Source organism: Desulfosporosinus meridiei DSM 13257, from assembly GCF_000231385.2.
In the GTDB taxonomy this organism is placed as follows: domain Bacteria; phylum Bacillota; class Desulfitobacteriia; order Desulfitobacteriales; family Desulfitobacteriaceae; genus Desulfosporosinus; species Desulfosporosinus meridiei.
In genome coordinates this window covers 2,935,056-2,958,068 of sequence record NC_018515.1, presented here as the reverse complement: position 1 = coordinate 2,958,068, position 23,013 = coordinate 2,935,056, and the positions used below count along the sequence as shown (strand labels likewise).

Here is a 23,013-nt window from a genome sequence, read left to right as displayed (position 1 = left end):
ATTCATGTCTAATTCTATAATTAGAAGAGCCGAAAGTACTGATATTTCCGCTCTCGTTAGGTTACTCGAAATTCTTTTTTCAATAGAAAGTGATTTCAAAATTGATGAATTTAAACAACGCAAGGGGCTTGAAATAATGCTGCGGGATGATTCCAAGGGTTGTATTATGGTTGCCGAGAACAATACGCAAGTAATTGGAATGTGCACTGCTCAGATATTAGTCTCTACTGCCGAGGGCGGGTATGTAGCTCTCATTGAAGATCTGGTAGTGGATAATGAATATAGGGGAATAGGCATCGGCAAAGAATTGCTTTCATCCATTGAAGGCTGGGCGATGGAAAAGGGAGCAAAAAGATTGCAGTTATTGGCCGATAAGAATAACAGCTTAGCGTTGGATTTTTACAAAGCCATAGGGTGGAATAGCACCCAATTAATCTGCTTGCACAAGAAGTGAGTATTATTAACTTAAACCCAATAATTCTAGAGAGGATATGGTGTGTACTTTGTACGGTAAGAGGAATGCATTTAAATATCTAATGCTAGTGACAATAGTTATGATATGTGGTTTAAGCGCACGAAGGTTCTCTTCGCTTTTACCACTTTGGATTAATTTGTATTTAGGGGATATCTTATGGGGATTGATGATTTTTTTCTTGTTCGGTCTTCTGTTCAGAGCCAGATCAACAAGAGTGGTTGCAGCCAGTGCGCTCATCTTTTCCTATGCAGTTGAGATTAGTCAACTATACCATTCCCAGTGGATTGATTCATTAAGACACACTAGTATTGGCGGTTTAGTTTTAGGTCGCGGATTTTTGTGGAGTGATCTGATTTCCTATACTCTAGGAATTGATTTTGGATTATTGATTGAGCGAAGGCTGAATTAAGCAAGTTAACTACGCTACTATGGGGAAAATGATGATGAAAGATGTCCCGTTTTTATCGCTTATAAAATCCAGCTTGGCGTTATGTCGTTCAAGAATACTTAGTGACATAGGAAGCCCCAGTCCGGTTCCATTTTGTTTGGTTGTAAAGAAAGGCATTCCGATATTATCCTGCAGCTCTGGAGGTATTCCCTGACCATTGTCACAGATGATTAGTTTAACAGAGGTTTGATTGCTCTCTGAGATAATCTTGACACACCCTTTAGATTTTGTAGCTTCTAAGGCGTTCTTAACGATATTTAACAAAACTTGTTTGATTTCATCTTCATCAAGCAGTGTAGGGCTAACAGGCATTTGTTCAACCATAATAATTTTGTCTTCTGCTAGTGCTTGAGCTTCAATGAGGGGTAATACACTATTAATGATATCATTAATAGTATGCATTTTAAGATTTGTTGGCTTAGTCCTAGACAAACACAATAATTCAGTTATTATTTGATTGGCTCGATTAAGCTCGTCAATCATTAAATTGAAATGCGTCTGATAAGGAGAGATTCCTTCCTTAAATTGAAGCAATTGCAAGAAGCCTTTAACTGTCTGTAAAGGATTGCGAATTTCATGAGCAATGCTTGCTGACATCTGTCCAAGAAGGTTTAGATGCTCGAGCCTGCGGAGTTCTTTTTGACATCGTAGGTTGTCAGTAATGTCAATTCCTATTTCTAAACGACATGGTTTTTCATTAATGTTTATTAATTCTGAAGTAATGATAATGTGTTTAGAAGAATCAGATGATTTACTCTTAACTGATATTAGTTTACTAAAAGAATTGTTGTCATAATCTTCAGGTATTTGGGGAGGAAAAAATTGATTGTTCAGAGTTTCGAAGATATCTTCTTTAGTTTTACCAATTATTTCGTTTGCTGAATAACCAAAGAAATCTGCGAAACTATCATTAACACTGACAAACTGGTTATTATCTTGATTAACAATTGCCATCAGGGCATGACTGTTGTGAAAGACCGCTGAAAGCCGTTCTTGTGCTCTTAACAGCTCATTTTGAGTATGTTTGTGATGTGTGATATTCTTAAAGAACACGACGATATATTTATCGATCATACATAGATTAGCTTCGAACCACCGGTTTGTAATAGAGCCGCAAAATTCGAGACTAGTATTTTGGCGATCATTTTTTATCTTATACATTGCATGAAATATATTGGTATTAATATATTGAGGTGCTATTTCCCAAAAGGGTTTGCTCATTAAATACTCTTGGGGTAAAAGAAAAAATTCCTCGGCTTGAGAATTCATTTTTACAATATAGAACCATGGATCAAGCATTACGCAGGCTTCAGGAATACAGTTGAAAAAATGAGACGATAATAGTTCATCCAATTTGCATTTTTCGGAATGATAATTATCGATTTTCATTAAGATCACTCTTTTCTACTATCTTTCTTGTATCATAATCCTTGAAACTCGAAAACGGTGTCGCATTTTGCGGAAAAAATATACTACCTAGCAAAAAATTTCCATACAGATAATATTCGTTTATTCTTATTTTCCTTTCTCGAAGGATGTTTTTGAGTTTGTTAGAAAAGAAGGTCTATGATATAGTAAATTTCGATAACGAGCTTGTTTGTCAAAATATTGAGGTGCTTTATTTTCTTAACGAGGAAACCACGTTAATAGCAACCCAGACTTAAGTTAAATTAATGTTGTAACGAATATCAATAGAGCAGGTGCAGAAAAATGAGTGTTTTATTTTGCCGCGATTGCGGTGTTGATATATCCGGTGAGCCACTTTTTCGGCGGATTAGTTTTGCCCTGGAAAATGGAGAAAAGGCGGCCTTAGTTGGTCCGAACGGAGCAGGTAAAACAACTCTCATTCGGGCTTGTATAGGTGATATGCGCTTAGAATGTGGAGAGGTTCAAATCCTTGGTTCCTACGGTTATCTGCCTCAGACTCCTATTGTGGAAGATGAAGGTAAGGTTTTTGACTGTGTAATCCGGGAACGTGCAGATTTACTATATCTGCAGGAACAACTGAGGGAGTTAGAAGAAAAAATGGGTACCACTCCGAGTGAAAAAGTAATGGAGCAGTATGCTGTTTTGACTGAATCCTTTGAACGCCAAGGAGGCTATGCTTTAGAAGCTTTAGTTCGGAAAATATTAGCAGGCTTAGGCCTTGAAGAGGAAATGAATTCTCAGGTTGCTATGTTAAGCGGGGGACAAAAAACCCGGTTAGCTCTATGTAAGCTTTTGCTTCGAGCACCTGAACTTTTAATATTAGATGAGCCAACCAATCATTTAGATATTGCTGCCATGGAATGGCTTGAAGGGTACTTGAGAGATTATTCCGGAGCCTTGCTGATTGTTTCACATGACAGATACTTTTTGGATAGAACAGTCTCGAGAGTTTTGTGTCTGGAAAACGGCGGATTGAAGAGTTATCCCGGAAATTACTCTGAGTATGAATTACTCAAAGCTATAGAGGCCAAGACAATAGATCGAGAAGCAGAACGTTTAGCGAAAAAGATTGCAAAGCTTGAAGAATATGTTCGTAGAAATAAGGCTGGAGTCAACTCCAAGCAGGCCAGGGGCCGGGAAAGTCAGCTGCAAAAACTTAAGCCTATTCAGGTCAGCAAGGTAGATCATGGACTTTCAATCTCCATGGGAAGTGGTGGAAGAAGCGGAAATCGGGTACTTGCAATAGAAGATCTATCGATTTCCTTCGCAACCAGGACTCTTTTTTCCAATGTACAACTGGATCTGAGACGTGAAGATAGAGTAGCGTTGTTGGGCAAAAATGGGATCGGAAAAACGACTATTCTCAAAGCCATTCTTGATCAGGTTCCTTTTAAGGGAACCATTCGTTTAGGAGCAAATGTGAAACTTGCCTATTACTCACAGGAACATGAAAATCTGGGAACTTCCGGTACGATAATGGATGAGATCCGAAAGGTCTCCGATTTAAAGGATCCGGAGATTAGAAGTCTTCTAGCCAGATATGGGTTCCGAAAAGATGATGTGTTTAAACTTATATCTGTCTTAAGTGGAGGAGAAAAGAGCCGTTTAGCCTTATGTAAACTTTTCTTAGAGCAAGGGAACTTACTCCTGCTGGATGAGCCGACAAATCACCTGGATGTTGAAACTCGTGGGGTTTTAGAAGAAGCTCTTCAAGAGTACGAGGGAACAGTACTAATGGTTTCCCATGATCGCTACTTCTTAGATAAGGTTGCCAACAAAATTGCCGAACTAACCCCTCGCGGACTGCTGATTTATGATGGAGATTACACCGGGTTCAAAGAGTATAAACAACAGCAAGAAGAACTTTGTGATGCTCCTCTGGATCGAAATAATAAGACAAGTGGGCAAGATCAACAAGAGAGCCGCCTTCAAGCACGTGAAAAAAAGCGAATGAAGCAACTCGAATTAGAAATCGAAGAGTTAGAAACAAAACTTCAAATATTAGAAGAAGAGCTTGGAATGGCCAATACCAATTATGAGTTAGCTATGAAGCTGCATGAAGATTATGAGGCGGCAAAGCAACGAAGAGATAGTGCTTTAGAAGAATGGATTGCTGGAAATGATTGATTTCACCAAATAGACTTTGAATCCATATATTATCCTGAAGTCGCAAGATGGAGGGATACATATTATGGGAGTAGCTATGCTTATGGCAGTGGCTTTAAGTCTGGATGGTCTTGGTGTTGGGTTGGCGTACGGGCTGCGCCGCATTCGAATACCGGTAAACTCGCTTTTAGCTATTGCAATGTGTACAGTTTTAGCAATGGGCACTTCAATGCTTTTCGGTGGCTGGGTAAGCTTATGGCTAGAGGTGATACCTGCACAGTTATTAGGGGCTGTAATTTTACTCGCGCTAGGAGTTTTTCAATTAGGGAAAGCTATTAGGAATGGGAGCGAAGAAGTCTTTCCGAAAGCAGTGCCAGCTATGGCTTATGCTCAACCTAAAGTTGTTTTAGAACCGGTTTTCAGGTTTCAATTACAATTATTCGGTTTGGTAATTCAAGTTCTTAAGACACCAGATATTGCAGATGTCGATGGTTCTGGGGTAATCAGTTTAAAAGAAAGCTTACTGTTAGGAAGTGCCCTAGCTATAGATGCCTTTGCAAGTGGAATAGGAGCTGCTATGGCTGGAATGACTTTGTCAGTTATTGGAGTCGTAGCCTTGACCCAAATAATGATGCTGCGGCTAGGTCAGCAAATGGCAGGGAAAATTCCCGTGTATTGGACTAGTAAGGCGGAATATTTGCCAGGTGTTGTTTTAATCTTAATCGGATTGGGAAAATTGATCTGAGGTGAGAAGTATGTTTAACATTGGCCTGACGGGTGGAATTGGCAGTGGTAAATCTACAGTTGCCCAATGGTTTAAAAATAAAGGGATACCAGTTCTCGATGCTGATCAAACGGTTCACCGTTTGTTGCAAACTGACTCATTGACGATTTCAAAATTAGTCACTGAATTTGGCCCGGAAATTTTGAATAAGAATCAACAAATAGATCGTATCACTCTAGGAAAACTGGTTTTCAAGGATGATGATGCACGAAAGCGCTTAGAGCGCATCGTGCACCCTCGTGTAAAGCAATGTATGAATGAAGACCGAGATTCGCTTGAGCAGAGAGGGGTTAAGATATGTGTTTGGGATGTACCTCTGCTCTTTGAATCAGGATTTAAAAAGTATGTCGATGAAGTTTGGGTTGTCTGGGTACCACGCAGCCTTCAAATTTCTCGCGTTCTGGCAAGGGACAAGCTGAGTCTGGGTGAGGTGGAAGCCCGAATTGCTTCCCAAGGGTCACTAGCTGAAAAGTGCAAGCTAGCTGATGTTGTTATTGATAATTCTGGGGACGAGGATCAAACAGTGTGTCAACTCTCTAATAAATGGGAAGAATTACTAGATAGGCTAGAGATTAATTAATACATAATAGACGACTTTGAGAAAATAGACTAAGGATAAATACCTTTCTTAATTGTGAGAAGGAGATGGGATGGCTAAAAAGAATTTGAAGCGTAAGATCAATAGCCGGCAAATTAGCCTGGTTATTATGCTATGTATTTTAGCAGTTTATAGCATTTTTCATTTGGTAGATTTACAGAAGATTATCTATCCATACCCGCACCGGATAATCATTGAAAAGTATGCTTCCCAATACGGAGTTGATCCCTTATTGGTTCTTGCTGTGATCCGAGAGGAAAGTAAGTTTCTTCCTCAATCAGAATCTCATAAGGGTGCAGTAGGACTAATGCAGTTGATGCCCAGTACAGCTCAATCCATAGCCCAAAGTGTTGGAGATAAGGGTTATAGTAATGAGTATCTACTTGATCCGGAAAAGAATATTCAATATGGAACATGGTATCTGGCTAGTCTGCAAAAGTTGTTTTCTAACAATCAAACTTTAGTGATTGCAGCTTATAATGGTGGAAGAGGGCATGTTCAAGAATGGATTGAATCCGGTCAAATTGACCCGAATAATATCCGGCAGGAGGATATTCCCTTTAAAGAAACCCGTGATTATGTGCAGCGCGTCTTGAAAAGTTATCAAAAATACATTAAACTTTATCATACATAACTTGGATAGCGTTGAGATAGGTATCCATTTACAGGTGAAAGGAATGTATCTTTTTGAAAGAGGTTGATCAGGAAGAAGTCCAAAAAATTCTAACTCGTCTAAAGACTGTACGAGGACATATCTCAGGTGTAGAGCGCATGATAGAGGAAGAGAAAAGTTGTGAAGATATCCTTTTGCAACTTGTTGCCATTCGCTCAGCAGTTCATAAAACATCTGTGATTATAGCTCAACGTTATGCCAGTTCCTGTCTATTAGATGCCATTGACTCGGGAGAGGATCGGCAAGAGGTTCTGAATAATGCTATCGAAACCCTTATGAAACTTAACCAGTGAAACCTTCAGATTTTAGCCGTCACTCTTTCTTAAGGGGGGGCGGCTTTTGGGTTTTAATATTTACGAGACTCTCACTTCTTGTAAGTAGGTGCTCCTTATTTTGGTGAGGGTAGAGTTCTCCGCCGAAGCCTCGATGTTCAGATTTAGCTAAACCGAGTTCGCTTAGCCTTCTATATCATCAACCCTCAAATTAACTAAAGTAATAAGTTATTTTTTATAATTGGTTAGCAGGAAAATAAGAAAATAATCAATGAATTCTATAATATTTTATTTTAAAGCCGAATTTAATTGCTTTATTCAGGAAATTTGATATACTTTAATTGAGCATATGCCCAAAAGGAGCTGATTTGATGCCAAGGCGACGTTGTTGTGGCCTAATCGACGATGCACTAGTCTGCCAGACTTTCATTCCTCTGGGACAATCTTGTTTAGAAGAAATAAATATTAACTTAGAGGAATTAGAAGCCATTCGTCTTAAAGACAAGGTGGGGTTGGATCAAATCGAGTGTGCAGCGTCTATGGGGGTTTCCAGAGCTACGTTTCAGCGAATTTTAGGAGCGGCTAGGTCGAAAATCGCTTCGGCATTAGTTGAAGGGCGACCTATAATTATTCGAGGTGGTCACTATTTGATGAAAAATCGTGTGTTTGAGTGTATTGGATGCGGAAATGTATGGGAAGCAGAACCTTGTGCAACTGGTGGGAAACATGGCTATGAAATTGCTTGCCCTAAATGCGGGAGTATGAAAAAAGTAAAACTGGGGCACAGCAAAGGTGACTGTTGTGGGAATTCCTCTGAAGGTTAACAAAACATGTAACTATATATTCATTTAGTTCTGTTTTTCCTCAGACTAATTAAAAAGATACATTATAATGATATGGAGGGTATAATATGTCTAAAAAAATCGCAATTCCAACAAATGGTGATGAACTAGACCCACATTTTGGACGAGCTGCTGGATTTACTGTCTTTGAGATTGAGGGAAATGAAGCTCGTTTTGTAGAATTACTAAGTTCTACGGGTCTTCAACATCAGCATGAAGGACTCGCCAATATGTTTAAAAGCAAAGGGGTAGAAGCCCTAGTATGCGGTGGTATTGGCGGAGGTATGATTAATGGTCTTAATGCTGTAGGCCTTGAAGTTGTTTCTGGAGCGTCCGGGAAAGTTGCAGATGTTGCAAACCGATATGCATTAGGTAAGATCGTTAGTACGGGTTCTGTTTGTGCACATGATCATGGAGATGGCCACCATCACCATCACTAAGGAAGTTTTTACGGCGATACTAGGAATAAGAGCTCGATAAAAGGATAACCTTGACAAATGAAGATTTTGGGGAGTAAGATAATTTTTGGCGACATTTCTCTAAGAGCGAGCAATAATTTAGTAATAAAATTGGAGGTAGTAAAGTGAGCGAATCATGTAATAGCTGTGCTGCAGCTGGTTCATGCAACACAGAAACTTGTTCCAGTGCGCCCCAATTAACCAAGGCTCAGAAAGCCAGCAACGTTAAGAAAGTCATTGCGGTTATGAGCGGTAAGGGTGGAGTTGGAAAATCTTCTGTAACCAGTATGTTAGCAGTAAGCCTAATGCGACAAGGATTTAAAGTAGGAATTCTTGACTCGGACATAACCGGACCAAGTATTCCAAAGATTTTTGGAATTAAGGAGCGGGCTGGCGCAAGCCAAGGTGGGATTATTGCACCAACCAGTCGTGGCGGGATTAAAGTCATGTCGCTCAACCTTATGATTGAAAACGAAGATGATCCTGTAATTTTGAGAGGGCCACTGATCACTCAAGTAGTTAATCAGTTTTGGAAGGATGTTATTTGGGGAGAGTTAGACTATCTTTTAATTGACATGCCTCCTGGCACAGGCGATGTGGCAATCACGTTATTCCAATCTCTGCCGATTAATGGGGTTGTGATGGTAACAAGTCCTCAAGCTTTGGCTAATATGGTAGTACGGAAAGCTATCAAGATGGTTAGAAATTATGAACCTCCCATTTATGGGCTGGTTGAAAATATGGCTTATGTGCAATGTCCGGATTGCAGCAAAAAGATAGAGGTATTTGGAAAACCTCAAGGAGAGGAAGAAGCAAAGCGTACTGGTATTCCTTTCTTGGGCTCCTTGCCACTCGACCCGGCACTTGCAACATTATCAGATGATGGTAAAATTGAAGACTATCAGTCCGCTGATTTTGATCAGATTGCTCGCAGCTTAGCTGAACAGATTAAATTATCAAGTGATAAGAATCTAGCCTAATTGAACAGTGAACAAGGGATTGTAGCAACTATCTAGTTGTTACAATCCCTTTTGCTTTCGGCGCCCACTTGTGTTTTTTAGGGTACATTTGATATTCGTAGAACTAGTTCAGACTTTACTTTTTCGATAGAACTTTTAAGAGATTGAATTTCGGCTTCATACTTCTTCACTGTATGTCCCGGGAGATGTAAGCCGGTTTGCTTTAGGACAAAACTTCGTTCTTCCTCTAATTCTTCTAGCTCATCTAAAAATAGTTGTAACTTTGTGTTCAAATCTTCGAAGCTTAATTCGGAAATGTTCATAGAAACAAATCTCCCCCCCTTGTCTTAGTTATCTGATTATATTACAATTTAAAAACTAGTTATGTCGGATTTGCGACTGAACTCAGAACTTTTTCCTAGGGTTGACAAATGGGAATGAGGCGAATATATTAGAATTATGTACCACTCCGGGGTATATAGGGGTTGTCCTTAATTGTTAAACTTAAGCATAGCTTCTCACCGCTTTAGCTGAGCAGCTTGCTAATTGAGAAAACGAGAGATTTCCTTGACTAGACAGGAGAGGGGTTAGAGTCCATGGCTGCATTTATTTTGGAAAAGCTTTGCCGGGGATGCAAACGTTGTGTTAACTCCTGCCCCATTGAAGCGATCACAATGTTTTCACACCTTGCAGTTGTAGATCCAACGGTTTGCATTGAATGTGAAGCTTGTATGGAATCTTGCATGCATGGCGCAATCACCTTTAGAGCGTCAGAGGAGTTGAAAAAAAACAATGGATAAGAGGGAAGAGCTGCAAACAAAACTTGACCATGTAGAGGAAAAACTGGCAGATTTAAAAGCACGCTGGCCTTATCATTCGGTGCAGCCAAAGTTGGTAGCTGAGCGAGAGGATTTAGAAGAGGAACGGGAGCAGTTGCTACATATGCTTAAAAATTTCCCGAACGGGATCCATGAAAAGCCCTGAATAAGTTAAGTCTATTTGGCCTTCAGCAATGGAGGCTTTTTTATACTGAGATTTAGGGATTAACTGGAATGGCATAAAGGAAATGTAATTGTTTTGTTGAATTAGAATTAATAAATTATAGACAGGAATTTGATTAGAAGAAAGGAAACTAATAAGGGAATTTGATTTCTGCGTACATCAAATATCAAAGGGGACGTACCGGCGTTGGTTCCATTCCCGAAGAAAATGGAAATAGAGATATTAATTGGAGGCAAAAGATGATAGTTCTAGATGGTCTGATTATATTTATATCAGGGTACCTATCGAAAACCCCTCTAAAACTTTTAACCTATATATTGATCCTCTCTCTACTACCCTTGGCAAGTATGGTGATGATGATTAACCAGATACAAACTGTCAATCTGGATTTTTACCATTACATAGCTCTGATCGTCTTAACAGCGTCAGCATTTTTAAGTGTATGGGTTTTTCCGGCGTTAAATGGGGATTACAAAAAAGTAGACTTTTCCATGAACTTTGTGACTGGAATAGTAGTGCTAATTTCAATGTTTCTCTTTGCCTTAGTTGAAGTGCTGCCACAGGGTATACTTGAGTCTTGCTTAAGCTCCTTAATCTCAAAAAGAAATACTTATGATATATGGAATAGACCGCCTTACCAACTGGCACACTTCGTTATCATGGCAGGAGCCTTTCCGTATATTGCATCGTTTATAATTAGTAAAACGATATTGAGTTTAAGAGCAGTCAAAGGTGATGATAGCCCGCGGAGGCAATCTCTTATAACCTAAGCTCTTCAACCGTGATCCAGAAGATTGGAATTGGGGTTTTGCCAGTTGAAATCTTTAAAGAAAGTAATGACTATTCTATAATGATGACTCAAGGCAAAGTTGAGTTCTATCCACAACTTGCGGTAAAGAATCGAGAGGATATTATTAATGCCCTAGGATTAAGAGAGGATGAACTAGATCAACGTTGCCCAATTCAAATCGTCTCAACAGGACATTCCAAAGTTATGATTGGAATTAAAACCCGACAAAGATTGAACCGGTTATCTCCAAATTTGTTAACATTAGCTCAAATTAGCAAAATGATTAACTGCAACGGCTTTTTTGTTTTCACTTTGGATACAGAAGACAAGGATATTTTGACTCATGGAAGAATGTTTGCACCTGCTATTGGGGTTAACGAAGATCCGGTGACAGGAAACGCAAACGGTCCTCTTGGAGCATATTTAGTTAAACATGGCTTGGTTAACCATAATAACTCAAGCTTTTCTTTCACGGGTGAGCAAGGGTACGCAATAGGACGAAGCGGTCTGGTAAACGTGACGGTTCGTTTACAGAAGGGCGAGCCAGAACAAGTCAAAATTGGCGGGAAAGCGGTTATTGTCTTTAAAACAGAAATTAAAATTTAAAAAACACTATCAAGTTATTGGGACGATTCCCATTCAGTTGACTAATGCCTTTAAGATCAATGTAAATTAATATAGAGCCCTTCAGAGTTTGTTGAAAGTGAGGGTGAATAAATGTCTGTAGGGAAAGGGAGGATTTTATCAATCATCTTTGGTACCGTAGTTTATTTAGCTTTCTTTTGTCATGGAATATTAAATTATCCTATGTCATGGGTAGTAAAAGTCTTTTTTAAAGCACCTATTCTTGGATTGGCTATCGCAGTCATAATTTGTCTGATTTTTCCTGACCGGAAAACGAAGAGTATCCCAAACGATCAGGTAATCTCAGGAGTTCTGTTTTTGGCGAATATACTCTTACCAATTCTTCTCGGTTTGCTAGCATTGTGGTATGTTGTTTATGGCGACTATACTGAAATTGATTGGTTGATATGGACATTAGCCTTTTGTATAGGCTTAAATGGTGTGGAACTAATTAGAGGAAAAATTGGATTGTAGTGATATTTCATCTTAAGATTTGCTTAGAAATAAAAAAGAACTAAGAACTAAGGAAGGGCGACGGTGTCTTCAACCTTTCAAATGTTCTATTTAGGGCTTGCTAACCAGAGGCTGATGGATTCGGCATGGTTATATATAATAGGGATTGCTTGCACTATTACTGTTGGTAAGCATCTTTGTCCAAACCGAGAGGGCAAATGGTGCATCGATGCACCATTTGATTTACTCTAAGTGCACGGTTTTGGCGTCAAAGGATGGCTTTCCATGCACATATTTATTAAAACACTACCCGAAAACCCTTGCAAAGTTTAGCTTTGCGATAAATTAGCAAGCCCTAATTAATGACTTAACAATTAGTTCTTCGTCCAATTTAGTTCTTAGTTCCCTTAAACTATTACTTACAATGCTTCACTTTCTCTTCCCACCACCCAAAGGCCACTATGGCCGAAAATGTCATTGGCACCGATCCCGGGGAGGTTAGAAAAAGCACTAAATTACCTCCGGAGGGGAAGATTAACTTTCCGTCCTCTTCACTGACCAGGGTTGCGCCAGGAGAAACTATTCGGTCAAAGACATTAATACCGCCAACCGGAACTCCAGTGACATTTTGGTTAAACTTCACATCCACTTTTGGTACCGGATGTGGGATTAACGCAGTGTTAGCAGGACTGACCTTAGTTGAAGGGGCTCCAATCCCGGGTGGATCTGTATTAAACCATAGTTGTACTAAGAATGGTTTGTCCGTAAAATTGGAAATGGTATAGACATTAGCAAACAAATTTATTCCGGAGTTGTTTGGGTTTACTAAAGCGCCCCAAGCATTTGTTGTATTGCTAAAGGTTAAGGATTCTGTCTGTCCGACAAAATATTTACCCTGGAGAGATTTTGATAGTGTATTGGGGATGCTCACCACTTCAAGCGGCCTTTTGGGAAGGAAAATTGATTCCATAAAATCTGTCATCACACACACCCCTTTTAAATAGTTACTACTTTATTATATTGGGCTTGGACAAAATGGTTCTATTTAGGATTAATTTAAGAGATTAAAATTAACAATAAGTACTCAATACAAAACAAATTAACCATAGAGGTGAACTGTAAATGGCTTTAAGACAAATTGTACTTTATGATAATGAAATTTTAAGAAAGAAAAGTAAAGAAGTTCAGATAGTAGATGAGAAAATCAGACAAATATTAGATGATATGGCGGAAACAATGTATAATGCCGGGAATGGAGCAGGCCTAGCTGCCCCCCAAGTAGGATTATTAAAAAGATTGGTTGTAATAGATATGGGACAAGGTCTGATTAAGTTGGTCAACCCAAGAATAATTGAGCAAGAAGGAGAACAAAAGGTGATTGAGGGGTGCTTAAGCATTCCTAATATTTACGGAAAGTTAATAAGGCCCGCAAAAGTAACGGTTCAGGCGTTGAATGAAAATGGCGAGGAAATAAGCTTAACTGGTACAGGAGATTTAGCAAAATGCTTTTGTCATGAAATAGATCATTTGGAAGGAGTCCTTTTTACGGATTTGGTTACCGAGTATGTAAAAAGATAGTTGTGGAGGGGTGGATATGGCCAGAAAGTCTTTCAACGAAAAACTTAATAGTTCTGGGGACTTGCCCAAGATTGAATTCATAGGTATTGATAATAAGATGGCTAAGGGTTTTGGATGCGGAAACATGCTTATCGCAGCTCCCAAGGAATATGACGAGGTAATGAAAAGGATCCCGGAGGGGAAGGTTATTACTTCCGATGGAATTAGAAATTACTTAGCTCTGAAGCATGAGGCTGACTTTACTTGTCATCTTACTGCAGGAATTTTTATCAATATTGCAGCAAATGCCTCACAAGAACGCGAAGCTTTGGGAGGCAAGGATATAACTCCTTACTGGCGCACCTTGAAAAAAGGTGGGGAATTAAATGACAAATACCCCGGGGGAATTGACCAGCAGAAAATGTTATTAGAGATGGAAGGGCATGAGGTAATCAAGAAAGGCAAGCGCTGCTTTGTAAAAGATTTTGAGAAGGCGCTATTTAAGTTTTCATGACTATTAGGACATTTCCAATATCATCTATGTTTTCGGTAAGTCAATGAGTTCAAGAGGAAACAGGCGAGATGGTAATAAATAAGGTATTAGAACTGGCTCTAAAGAATGACAAAAGCTACCACCTAAGGTGGTAGCTTTAATTAAAACTATTATTAATTGTATTCTAAAATTGCGCCTCTGTTTCCTGAGGTTACTAAAGCTGCATATCTTGCCAAGTATCCGCTGGTGATTCTAGGTTTTCTCGGCTTCCAAACTGCTCTGCGTTTTTCAAGTTCTGTGTCACTAATGGCGAAATTAATAGTGTTAGCCATAATGTCAATTTGAATCATATCGCCCTCTTCGATCAAGGCAATATTACCCCCAACGGCTGCTTCAGGAGAAACATGACCAATAGCCGCCCCCCTGGTTGCACCGCTAAATCGTCCATCAGTAATTAGAGCGACACTTTCCCCCAGGCCACGCCCCATGATTGCTGAAGTAGGATTTAACATTTCCCTCATGCCCGGGCCGCCTTTCGGACCTTCATAGCGGATTACGACAACATCTCCAGGGACAATTTTCCCCGAGTTGATAGCTTCCATAGCATCTTCTTCACAGTCGAATACTCTTGCCGGGCCTTGGTGCTTCAACATTTCCGGGGCCACGGCTGAGCGCTTGACAACACAGGAATCAGGGGCTAAATTCCCCTTTAGTACAGCAATCCCACCGGTCTTACTGTAAGGGTTTTCCACGGGCCTGATAATCTCAGAGTTTTTATTCACGCAGCCCGAAATGTTTTCTCCCACAGTTTTTCCGGAACAGGTAAGCAAATCTGTATTAACCAAACCGAGTTTATTCAATTCATTCATGACTGCGTAGATTCCACCGGCTTCATCGAGTTCTTCAATAAAGTTATGCCCTGCCGGTGCCAGATGGCAAAGGTTGGGCGTTTTGTCAGAGATGTCGTTAGCAATATCGAGATTTAATTCAATTCCGCATTCGTGAGCAATTGCCGGAAGATGCAGCATACTGTTAGTGCTGCAGCCCAAGGCCATATCTAAGGTTAAGGCGTTTTCGAAGGCTTCTTTAGTCATAATATCTTTTGGACGAATATTCTTTTTCAGCAGTTCCATGATTTGCATGCCGGCGTGCTTAGCCAGTTGAATCCGTGCAGAATAAACTGCCGGGATGGTTCCATTACCCTTTAACCCCATCCCTAAGACTTCGGTGAGGCAATTCATGCTGTTAGCTGTATACATTCCGGAGCAGGAGCCACAAGTAGGGCAACCCTTATTTTCGTATTCCAGTAGTTTTTCTTTGGTGATTTTTCCTGCTTGAAATTCGGCGACAGCTTCCGAGACATTAGAAAAGCTAATTTTATGACCATCTACTTTACCGGCAAGCATAGGGCCACCACTGACAAATATAGTGGGGATATTTAGTCTTGCTGCAGCCATTAACAATCCGGGAACATTCTTATCACAGTTTGGAACCATCACTAAAGCGTCAAAGGCATGAGCCAATGTCATGGCTTCAGTAGAGTCGGCAATTAATTCTCTAGTAACAAGGGAATATTTCATTCCTTGATGCCCCATAGCAAGTCCGTCACAGACAGCAATCGCAGGGAAAACAAGGGGGGTTCCGCCAGCCATAGCGACCCCTAACTTAACTGCGTCAACAATTTTATCGAGATTCATATGACCGGGAACAATGTCGTTTTTAGAACTAACTATACCGATTAAGGGACGTTCCATTTCTTCGTTGGTTAAACCCAACGCATTTAATAATGCACGGTGTGGCGAAGTTCTGGTTACTGCAGCACTATTCATTATTTAAACACCCTTTCATTCTTGCTGTATGATTATATTATAGATTGTATGATGTCCAATGTCTATAACTTAAAAAACAATAAAACAATAAAGCGATAATACTATAAAACCTAAGACATAAGATCTGAAATTAAGAAATGCAGTATAGCTCAATCAAAATACAGTTGGCCAAAGTTTATAATATTAAAGGAAATTCGGGATTGTTTCAAGAACATAATTAAAGGAAGGTTCACCTTAAAAACACTTCATTTATTGTGGCTTAAGGAGTTAAGTAGTAGGGATCGTTGTTAATCTATCCGGTGCGAGAGGATTAGAGCATAGTGGAAATAAACTTTTTTCTAAAAGGATTCATTTTGGGATTTTCTATTGCCGCGCCGGTTGGCCCAATAGGCATTTTGTGTATTAGACGTACTTTGGAATATGGGAGGATGTCAGGATTTTTGTCTGGGCTTGGTGCTGCGACAGCAGATGCTGCTTATGGTATGATAGCAGGGTTGGGATTAACTGTGGTCACAAGCTTTCTAATAGGGCACCAAGCATGGCTGAGGATAGTTGGCGGGATGTTTTTATGCTATCTCGGAATTCGAACGTTTATTAAAAGACCGGCTGAAAATCCAACTTTAGTCAATAATTACGGTTTATTAGGCAATTACCTTTCAACATTTTTACTTACGCTTACCAATCCTATGACCATTATTGCCTTTGTGGGGGTTTTTGCTGGATTAGGTCTTGGGACGAATAAATCTAGTTATCTTTCTTCATTTAGCTTAGTCTTGGGAGTGTTTCTCGGGTCGGGCTCGTGGTGGATGCTCTTAAGTTTTACGATAAACGTATTTCGGAAACGATTTAGTGCCTCCAGATTATTATGGGTCAATCGGGTATCAGGGTTAATCATTATTGTTTTTGGCCTAATAGCACTGATGACTTGGAAATAAAGCAATTGAATTCTTTCAACAAGGCATAATTCCAGTGTTGAGTAAGAGTTTATTGCTGTGACCACTTTTATTCATAATTTCTAATACGGGAGGTTGTGTATGATTGTTCGTGAAATGATTACCGAAGATATTCCACAGTTAGCACAGTTATATAAACAGTTTTGGAATGAAGAATCACGCATTGAAAAGATGTATGAAGGGCTTAAGAAATTACAAAAAAGTGGTTCCCACATTATGCTTAGTGCAGTTGAAGGCAATCAGTTAATGGGTTCTGTAATGGGAGTGATCTGTGGGGAGATATATGGAGATTGCCGGCCCTTTATGGTGTTGGAAAATATGATTGTTGATGAGTGTTGTAGAAATAATGGAGTTGGCAAACTACTGATTGCAGAGTTAGAAAAAAAGGGCATTGAAAAGAACTGTTCTCAGATAATTCTAGTGACTGATCGTAACAGGATTGATGCTTGTAAATTTTATGAATCTGCAGGATATGATCCTAAAACTCATATAGGTTATAAAAAGAAACTAACGAATCCTGACGATCAGAAAATTGATTGAGTCTGAATTTTTCAAAATTATGGAAGACTATTGGGTGACTGAATGATTCTTAACCTAAGTCATTCATAAAGAATGGCAACTACTGGGAGATTGAAGGGAGTCGACTATGAATTTAAAGTATGAACTGAATAAGCAGGATCTAATTGACTTTAATATTTTCCATATTACCTATTCTAAATTGTCTAGGAGGTCGTTTTTTATACAACGGTATATTCTCTCGCTATCCTTTCTAATTTTACCCTTTATCCTGAGAAACTTCAGTACGATACCCTTAGGGTATTGGCTAACTGTTTGTATATTATTATATTTATATTGGGTTGCATTTTACCCGAAACGGATAAGAAAGATTGTCACAAGGAAAATTTCAAGGATGCTGGAACAAGGTAAAAACAAAAGTGTAATAGGAAGACACGACTTAACCCTATCGAACACGGGGATCGTTGATATAAGTGAGAATAGTGAAGCAAAGACTCAATATACTGAAATACATGATATTGTTGAAGACAAAGAACATATTTATGTATATGTAAATGCGAATTCAGCACATATTATCCCAAATAGAATTTTTGAAAATCTGGATAAAAAGAATGAAGTATTGGGATTGTTAAAACAAAAGGCAAAATCAAACAACTAATTATTCTTAAGGAGTAGATCTATGAGATTATTTATCGGGGTTGATTTGCCTGTTCAACTTAAAGAAGCCCTTGTTGAATTTCAGTCTGAGCTAAGAGCTCGTGGAGTTAGCGGGTTCTTCAAATCCCAGGATAACTTTCATATTACCTTAGAATTTTTAGGGGAAATAGACCCGGATAAAGTTATAACACTGTCCGAAGTAATCTCCCAGGTTGCCAGGGATTCTACCCCTTTTGATTTGAATATTATTGGTTTAGGTGCATTTCCGTCTTTTAAGAGGCCGCATACTTTATGGACAGCGGTCAATGGAGATTTAGATCAACTTCATAAAGTAAGGAATGATCTGCATATCCAGCTGAAGGATAGGGGTTTTAGAGTAGAAGAACGCCAATTTAAACCCCATATTACCTTGGCATCACGACCTAATTGTGACAACCCTGCAATGCAAGATGCTTTGTCAAGAAAAATTGGTGATTTTTTAGTATCTGAAATTGTTCTGTTTGAGAGTAAGGCTATCCGCGGGAAGAGAGTCTATACGGATGTATTTAAAGCACGATTAGGAACCTAATCGTGCTCTAATATAATTTTGCTTTTTCATAACACCTGACTATTTCTCGATAATAGTTGGCCGGAATTAGTATGCTCTATAATCCCATCATTTAAGGCTACTCTGCCGTTAACAATTGTATACTTAACCCCTTTGCATTCTGTCAAGGGGGTTTTATAGTCGATTTCATTATCGGTAGGATAATTGTAATTATTGATATCAATAATCGTGATATCAGCAGCTTTCCCAGGGCTAAGTGTCCCTCTATTACTAAAACGAAAATGTTCTGCCGGCAAAGAGGTAATCCTACGAATAATCTCCTCAAGTTTGATACCGCTTTCTCTGCACAAATTAATAAAAATCGGAAAGGCACCCTTTCGATACAGTTCGTACCAGGCAAAGGGATCGTCTATTTCTCCATTTACCTTATCTGAGCCCACCATCAAATACGGGTTTTGGGCTATATTCTCGGCATAAGGTGTTCCGGGAAAATCCTTTCGAATGAGTCCGCCCTGACAGAAGGTAATTTCTTTACGGTCATTATTTAATAGTTCTAGGATGAGCTCATCGACACTGATCATACGTTCTAAAGCGATTTCTTTCAGAGTCCGATTTTCCAGGTTAGGGATACCAGTGTTTACAAGGGCTAGATTCTCCTTAGAGTATAATCTTTTTACTAACCTTTGTTTTTCTTCAGAAGTTAGAAACTCTTTTGTCGTTAAATACTGAAACAATCTGTCCTTACGTCGAAAATGCCCACTGCTTTTAGGAATAGTATCGACAGCTATCTCTAATCCATTTTGGCGGGCGTTTAATATCTCATCAAATCCTTCCGGACAGTTTGGGGTTAGATGGGATACCTGTACCCGTATACCTGCAGCGGTTCCAATTTGGATTGCTTCTTTTACTGCTTCCAGGGTACCTAAATAGCTTCGGATATGAGAGGTATATATGCCATCATATTTTTGCACTACTTTAGCACATTTGACAATTTCATCAGTATCGGCATATTTGCTCGGGCTATAGGTTAGACCTGTAGATAGTCCTAAAGCCCCTTGCTCCATACCCTCTTCAAGTAGACTAACAATCTTAGTTTCTTCTTTGCCGGACATTTTTCTATTTTTTGTATCGCCCATAATACTCCATTTAATAGTGCCATGTCCTAGGAGAAACCCCATGTTCAAATTTGAACCCTTGTTCTTGACAATATCTATATAGCCGGAAAAGTTTGTCCAGGAAGGAACGTTAAGCTTATTTCGCTCTTTTGTCTGATGCGAAATGAGCCCTTTTTTTACCATGTAGCTATAAATATTATCTGCAGAATAGGGAGTTATAGAATGGCCACAGTTACCGTTAATTATGGTAGTAACTCCTTGACGCAAATACTCTTCGAATATACTGCTTTGTAAAACTGTAAGCTCCTCATGGACGTGAGGATCAATGAATCCCGGACAGACGGTTAAGCCGGCAGCGTTAATAATTCTATCGGCTTGGCAATTTATTAGGGGGGAGATTGCAATGATTTTTCCTTTATTGACAGCGAGATCGCCATTATATGCTGGCCTTCCTGTACCATCAATTATTATTCCATTAGTTATTAAGAGCTCACATTTCATTCTATAATCATCTTTATTCGTATCATTATCTTAATTACTCCTCAGCTAGTTTTACGCTGACACTGATCTTGGCTGTATTATATTATTCTGACCAATTACCGTCAACGGAGGGTTTCTGGAAAATGCAATTCTTTAAAAAACCTTATTGAGGTCAAAATATCTCTTTGTGTTATATGTATTAACATAATTCGGGGAACACTATGCACGACATATTGTAACGCAAAAAGGAGGAAATTTTGATGTCTGAAGAACTCAATGGTTTAAAAGAACACTACGAATTAGCCATTATCGGTTGTGGACCAGCAGGCTTATCTGCAGCTCTTAATGCTAAGATTCGGAATCGAGATTTTGTTTTACTTGGATCTGAAGTGTGTAGTCCCAAACTCTCCAAAGCCCCACAAGTTGACAACTGGCTTGGAACCCCAGAAATAGGGGGCGAGGAACTTCGTCAGCGCTTCCTGGATCACGTAATGGAAAAAGACATTCCCATTAAATATTTTAAAGTGACAAATATTTATCCCGGGCCGCCTTATACGCTTATGGGCAAAGATCAATCCTTTGAGGCGGATTCCGTGATTATTGCCACAGGGGTATCCGCGGAAAAGCTATTTTCGGGAGAAGCTGAATTATTAGGCCGTGGGGTAGGATATTGTGCTACTTGTGATGGACCTCTTTACAAGGATAAACAAGTTGCTATTATTTCCTATAATCAAGAAGGGGAAGATGAAGCAAATTATATGGTGAATATTTGTTCGAAAGTTTACTATATCCCCTATTACACTGATATTGTTAAAGTTGATTCCCGAGTTGAGATTAAAAAGGGTAAGGTTAAAGAAATCATTGGGAATCAAAAGGTGGAAAAGCTTGACCTTGGGAATGAACAATTGGAGGTTGAGGGCGTCTTTATCTTACGTGATACCTTACCTGCAGAACAACTAATCTCCGGTCTTGAAATGGAGGACTCGGCGATTAAGGTTAATCATAAATTAGAGACAAGTATGCCGGGGTTATTTGCAGCAGGAGACTGTACAGGGCAGCCGTATCAATTGATTAAGGCAGCCGGAGAAGGAGGAACGGCTGCTTTGCAGGCAGTAAAATATTTAGATAGCTTAAAATCTACGAATCCTGTTGATCAAACCTCTAATGAGGTGGTACCAATCCACTAATCGATTAAAGCCGTTGGATGCAGATGATAGCAAACAGCGGCTTTAGTCGTTCCAATAACTATTTAGGACTTTTGAATATTGACCATATTGGCCAGCTTAGAACATCTTTGTTTTTTAATAAGTTGAGAGGAGAGTTATTACGGTTTTCTGTGAATACCCCCAGTAGGGTCTGGGCTATTGTTGAGATGCTTGGCAGAAGAGGAGGCAGTTCGGAAATTGTTGAACTGTTTTCCCTTTCTTTTGACTCCAAGGGTTGAATGACGAGTTCCGGTAGTTTTTTGTGCTCTGTGTTTGAAGAGTCTTCTTTTACCGGCGGCTCGTAATCTGTGCTATCTACCCTATTTTTCTTGAATAGCTTAATTGAATGATAGTCTCTATTCATAGGAATTTGCTCCTTTCTAACAATAATTAAATCCATTATTTACTAATTATAATATGTAAAATTATCTTCGATTGTTTATACAATCAGCAAATATGGTTTGTAACTGTTTTTCCACGCAAAGAGGCCGATGTCAGCGAACTCATCGTTGACATCGGCCTCAGTATGCCAATGGACTGGTACTTAAAGGGTGAAAAGAATAACTCCTATGAGGAAAAGAATAAATCCTACGATGGTAGTAACTGCGCCGGATGTTGGAGAACCAATGAGAAAGAGACCGATTCCGGCAATAAAAGCACCTATTAACATACTTATTCCATCATTAGAGCAGGGGTTAGGGCAGGGTTTAGGGCAGGGTTTAACACAGGTTCGTTCATCCGAGATAACTAAATCTGACATTTCATGTCCCCCCATTTTTTATTGACTGCCGATAGGCTGGTCTTACTATAAGTTATGAGGGAATAGTACAAGTGTTACCTAGATTAAGGAAGTGAATGCCCCGCTGGTATCGATATCCAGAACCAAAGCCGTGGCGTTTATTCCATGCCGCTCTAACGCCTTCGTCATGCTTAAAGGAACATCTTTTTCGAGGTTATCCGGGATTAAGGCCAACAGCGTTGGGCCGGATCCACTTAAGGCAGAGCCATAGGCACCTGTTTCGAGAGCTGCTTCAAGTGTTTCCAGTAATCCGGGAATTAGAGCAGCGCGTTGATTTTGGTGAAGTGTATCACGCATACCTTCTTTTAAGAGAGAATAGTCTCCTCGAATAAAAGCTTCAGTAAGTAAGGAGACGTGGGAGATATTAAAAACGGCATCCTTACGATGTACCTGATCCGGTAAGATCCCACGCGCTTTTTTGGTGTTTAGGTGCATATTGGGGATAGTCACAACTGCTTTAAAGTTAGGAGACTGAGTTAGAATTCTTGGAAGTACTCCGTTTTCAGTAGAAACTGATAAAGTAACTCCTCCATATAAAGCCGGAGTAACATTGTCAGGGTGCCCTTCAAGAGCGTTGGCTACCTGAAGAAGCTCTAACTTTGTGTAAGGAGATCCTGCTAAAGTGTTGGCGGTCACGAGTCCTCCGACAATGGCAGCTGAACTACTTCCTAAACCTCTGGCAGGAGGAATGAAGTTTTCAAAGGTTAAGTCGAGATTAGGGATAGGGTAATTAATGAGATCCCAAAAATGGCACATAGTTTTCCAGACCAGGTTAGTATCATCCGTTGGGATGCCCTCTTTGTAAGAGCCTGATAAAGTAATTCTAAAAGGTCGGTTGGTTTCTACTGTAATTCTATTGTATAACTGAAGAGCCATGCCCAAACAATCAAATCCAGGTCCGAGATTGGCAGAAGTGGCTGGTATCTTAACTTGCAACATCATATTCCTCC

Annotated in this window: 30 protein-coding genes; 22 read left to right on the top strand and 8 right to left on the bottom strand. The window is 39.6% G+C overall.

What is annotated here, in order from left to right:
* Positions 1 to 4 precede the first annotated feature (4 nt).
* Positions 5 to 454 carry a GNAT family N-acetyltransferase gene (locus DESMER_RS13635; RefSeq protein WP_014903648.1) on the top strand — a complete coding sequence of 150 codons (450 nt, stop codon included), beginning with the start codon at positions 5 to 7 and terminating at the stop codon, positions 452 to 454.
* Between the two features lie 37 nt (positions 455 to 491).
* Positions 492 to 884 (top strand): ribosomal maturation YjgA family protein, encoded by a 393-nt coding sequence (locus tag DESMER_RS13630; protein ID WP_042333764.1) that lies wholly within the window; start codon positions 492 to 494, stop codon positions 882 to 884.
* Positions 885 to 893: 9 nt separating this feature from the next.
* Here the strand turns inward: DESMER_RS13630 and DESMER_RS22605 are convergent, their stop codons facing one another.
* On the bottom strand, positions 894 to 2,312 hold the full coding sequence (locus DESMER_RS22605; RefSeq protein WP_014903646.1) for an ATP-binding protein: 1,419 nt from the start codon (positions 2,310 to 2,312) through the stop codon (positions 894 to 896).
* 321 nt (positions 2,313 to 2,633) lie between these two features.
* On the opposite strand from DESMER_RS22605, the gene DESMER_RS13620 reads away from it, so the two are divergent.
* The 8 genes from DESMER_RS13620 to DESMER_RS13585 all read left to right on the top strand — a co-directional run bounded on the left by DESMER_RS13620 (position 2,634) and on the right by DESMER_RS13585 (position 9,064).
* Positions 2,634 to 4,478, top strand: coding sequence for an ABC-F family ATP-binding cassette domain-containing protein (locus DESMER_RS13620; RefSeq protein WP_014903645.1), 1,845 nt, complete (start codon positions 2,634 to 2,636; stop codon positions 4,476 to 4,478).
* A gap of 64 nt (positions 4,479 to 4,542) precedes the next feature.
* Positions 4,543 to 5,202: a sporulation membrane protein YtaF gene (ytaF, locus tag DESMER_RS13615; protein ID WP_014903644.1), complete on the top strand. Its 660-nt coding sequence runs from the start codon at positions 4,543 to 4,545 to the stop codon at positions 5,200 to 5,202.
* 10 nt (positions 5,203 to 5,212) lie between these two features.
* Positions 5,213 to 5,821 carry a dephospho-CoA kinase gene (coaE, locus tag DESMER_RS13610; protein ID WP_014903643.1) on the top strand — a complete coding sequence of 203 codons (609 nt, stop codon included), beginning with the start codon at positions 5,213 to 5,215 and terminating at the stop codon, positions 5,819 to 5,821.
* A 70-nt stretch (positions 5,822 to 5,891) separates the two neighbouring features.
* Positions 5,892 to 6,473, top strand: a complete 582-nt coding sequence (locus DESMER_RS13605) for a lytic transglycosylase domain-containing protein (protein WP_014903642.1) — start codon at positions 5,892 to 5,894, stop codon at positions 6,471 to 6,473.
* A 53-nt stretch (positions 6,474 to 6,526) separates the two neighbouring features.
* The gene (locus DESMER_RS13600) at positions 6,527 to 6,805 is read left to right on the top strand and encodes a metal-sensitive transcriptional regulator (RefSeq protein WP_014903641.1); all 279 of its coding nucleotides are present in this window, start codon (positions 6,527 to 6,529) and stop codon (positions 6,803 to 6,805) included.
* Positions 6,806 to 7,155: 350 nt separating this feature from the next.
* A complete protein-coding gene (locus DESMER_RS13595) occupies positions 7,156 to 7,608 on the top strand; it encodes a DUF134 domain-containing protein (RefSeq protein WP_014903640.1) in 453 nt (150 codons plus the stop codon).
* Between the two features lie 86 nt (positions 7,609 to 7,694).
* On the top strand, positions 7,695 to 8,066 hold the full coding sequence (locus DESMER_RS13590; RefSeq protein ID WP_014903639.1) for a NifB/NifX family molybdenum-iron cluster-binding protein: 372 nt from the start codon (positions 7,695 to 7,697) through the stop codon (positions 8,064 to 8,066).
* 143 nt (positions 8,067 to 8,209) lie between these two features.
* Complete coding sequence (locus DESMER_RS13585; RefSeq protein WP_014903638.1) at positions 8,210 to 9,064, top strand: Mrp/NBP35 family ATP-binding protein; 855 nt, start codon at positions 8,210 to 8,212, stop codon at positions 9,062 to 9,064.
* 77 nt (positions 9,065 to 9,141) lie between these two features.
* Here the strand turns inward: DESMER_RS13585 and DESMER_RS13580 are convergent, their stop codons facing one another.
* Positions 9,142 to 9,366 (bottom strand): hypothetical protein, encoded by a 225-nt coding sequence (locus tag DESMER_RS13580; protein ID WP_014903637.1) that lies wholly within the window; start codon positions 9,364 to 9,366, stop codon positions 9,142 to 9,144.
* Positions 9,367 to 9,639: 273 nt separating this feature from the next.
* Here DESMER_RS13580 and DESMER_RS13575 point away from each other — a divergent pair, with 273 nt between their 5' ends.
* The 5 genes from DESMER_RS13575 (at position 9,640) to DESMER_RS13555 (ending at position 11,933) form a co-directional block, all read left to right on the top strand.
* Positions 9,640 to 9,843: a DUF362 domain-containing protein gene (locus DESMER_RS13575; protein ID WP_014903636.1), complete on the top strand. Its 204-nt coding sequence runs from the start codon at positions 9,640 to 9,642 to the stop codon at positions 9,841 to 9,843.
* On the top strand, positions 9,836 to 10,027 hold the full coding sequence (locus DESMER_RS13570) for a hypothetical protein (protein ID WP_014903635.1): 192 nt from the start codon (positions 9,836 to 9,838) through the stop codon (positions 10,025 to 10,027). Before DESMER_RS13575 ends, DESMER_RS13570 begins: the two co-directional genes overlap by 8 nt.
* Before the next feature lie 257 nt (positions 10,028 to 10,284).
* Complete coding sequence (locus tag DESMER_RS13565) at positions 10,285 to 10,815, top strand: hypothetical protein (RefSeq protein ID WP_014903634.1); 531 nt, start codon at positions 10,285 to 10,287, stop codon at positions 10,813 to 10,815.
* A 38-nt stretch (positions 10,816 to 10,853) separates the two neighbouring features.
* The gene (locus DESMER_RS13560; RefSeq protein ID WP_242830984.1) at positions 10,854 to 11,441 is read left to right on the top strand and encodes a PhzF family phenazine biosynthesis isomerase; all 588 of its coding nucleotides are present in this window, start codon (positions 10,854 to 10,856) and stop codon (positions 11,439 to 11,441) included.
* 111 nt (positions 11,442 to 11,552) lie between these two features.
* The gene (locus DESMER_RS13555; RefSeq protein WP_014903633.1) at positions 11,553 to 11,933 is read left to right on the top strand and encodes a hypothetical protein; all 381 of its coding nucleotides are present in this window, start codon (positions 11,553 to 11,555) and stop codon (positions 11,931 to 11,933) included.
* A gap of 394 nt (positions 11,934 to 12,327) precedes the next feature.
* Here the strand turns inward: DESMER_RS13555 and DESMER_RS13550 are convergent, their stop codons facing one another.
* The gene (locus tag DESMER_RS13550) at positions 12,328 to 12,894 is read right to left on the bottom strand and encodes a DUF6143 family protein (protein ID WP_014903632.1); all 567 of its coding nucleotides are present in this window, start codon (positions 12,892 to 12,894) and stop codon (positions 12,328 to 12,330) included.
* 140 nt (positions 12,895 to 13,034) lie between these two features.
* On the opposite strand from DESMER_RS13550, the gene def reads away from it, so the two are divergent.
* Together def and DESMER_RS13540 are read left to right on the top strand one after the other, a co-directional pair.
* Complete coding sequence (gene def / locus DESMER_RS13545) at positions 13,035 to 13,490, top strand: peptide deformylase (protein WP_014903631.1); 456 nt, start codon at positions 13,035 to 13,037, stop codon at positions 13,488 to 13,490.
* Between the two features lie 16 nt (positions 13,491 to 13,506).
* On the top strand, positions 13,507 to 13,983 hold the full coding sequence (locus DESMER_RS13540) for an MGMT family protein (protein ID WP_014903630.1): 477 nt from the start codon (positions 13,507 to 13,509) through the stop codon (positions 13,981 to 13,983).
* Between the two features lie 152 nt (positions 13,984 to 14,135).
* Here DESMER_RS13540 and ilvD read toward each other — a convergent pair whose 3' ends face one another.
* Entirely contained in the window at positions 14,136 to 15,791 is a 1,656-nt protein-coding gene (gene ilvD / locus DESMER_RS13535; RefSeq protein ID WP_014903629.1) for a dihydroxy-acid dehydratase, read from the bottom strand.
* Positions 15,792 to 16,111: 320 nt separating this feature from the next.
* Between ilvD and DESMER_RS13530 the strand changes: the two genes are divergently transcribed.
* From DESMER_RS13530 to thpR, 4 genes are all read left to right on the top strand, one after another.
* On the top strand, positions 16,112 to 16,726 hold the full coding sequence (locus DESMER_RS13530; protein ID WP_014903628.1) for a LysE family translocator: 615 nt from the start codon (positions 16,112 to 16,114) through the stop codon (positions 16,724 to 16,726).
* Positions 16,727 to 16,825: 99 nt separating this feature from the next.
* A complete protein-coding gene (locus DESMER_RS13525) occupies positions 16,826 to 17,284 on the top strand; it encodes a GNAT family N-acetyltransferase (RefSeq protein WP_014903627.1) in 459 nt (152 codons plus the stop codon).
* A 370-nt stretch (positions 17,285 to 17,654) separates the two neighbouring features.
* Entirely contained in the window at positions 17,655 to 17,918 is a 264-nt protein-coding gene (locus DESMER_RS24465) for a YcxB family protein (RefSeq protein WP_242830983.1), read from the top strand.
* A 21-nt stretch (positions 17,919 to 17,939) separates the two neighbouring features.
* Complete coding sequence (gene thpR / locus DESMER_RS13515) at positions 17,940 to 18,485, top strand: RNA 2',3'-cyclic phosphodiesterase (RefSeq protein ID WP_014903625.1); 546 nt, start codon at positions 17,940 to 17,942, stop codon at positions 18,483 to 18,485.
* A gap of 26 nt (positions 18,486 to 18,511) precedes the next feature.
* On the opposite strand, the gene DESMER_RS13510 is transcribed toward thpR, so the two are convergent.
* Positions 18,512 to 20,080 (bottom strand): N-acyl-D-amino-acid deacylase family protein, encoded by a 1,569-nt coding sequence (locus DESMER_RS13510; protein WP_014903624.1) that lies wholly within the window; start codon positions 20,078 to 20,080, stop codon positions 18,512 to 18,514.
* Positions 20,081 to 20,319: 239 nt separating this feature from the next.
* Between DESMER_RS13510 and DESMER_RS13505 the strand changes: the two genes are divergently transcribed.
* Positions 20,320 to 21,246, top strand: coding sequence for an NAD(P)/FAD-dependent oxidoreductase (locus DESMER_RS13505; RefSeq protein ID WP_014903623.1), 927 nt, complete (start codon positions 20,320 to 20,322; stop codon positions 21,244 to 21,246).
* Between the two features lie 58 nt (positions 21,247 to 21,304).
* On the opposite strand, the gene DESMER_RS13500 is transcribed toward DESMER_RS13505, so the two are convergent.
* The 3 genes from DESMER_RS13500 to thrB all read right to left on the bottom strand — a co-directional run bounded on the left by DESMER_RS13500 (position 21,305) and on the right by thrB (position 23,002).
* Positions 21,305 to 21,628 (bottom strand): hypothetical protein, encoded by a 324-nt coding sequence (locus DESMER_RS13500; protein WP_014903622.1) that lies wholly within the window; start codon positions 21,626 to 21,628, stop codon positions 21,305 to 21,307.
* A gap of 180 nt (positions 21,629 to 21,808) precedes the next feature.
* Entirely contained in the window at positions 21,809 to 22,024 is a 216-nt protein-coding gene (locus DESMER_RS13495; protein WP_014903621.1) for a hypothetical protein, read from the bottom strand.
* 78 nt (positions 22,025 to 22,102) lie between these two features.
* A complete protein-coding gene (thrB, locus tag DESMER_RS13490) occupies positions 22,103 to 23,002 on the bottom strand; it encodes a homoserine kinase (RefSeq protein ID WP_014903620.1) in 900 nt (299 codons plus the stop codon).
* Positions 23,003 to 23,013: the final 11 nt, after the last annotated feature.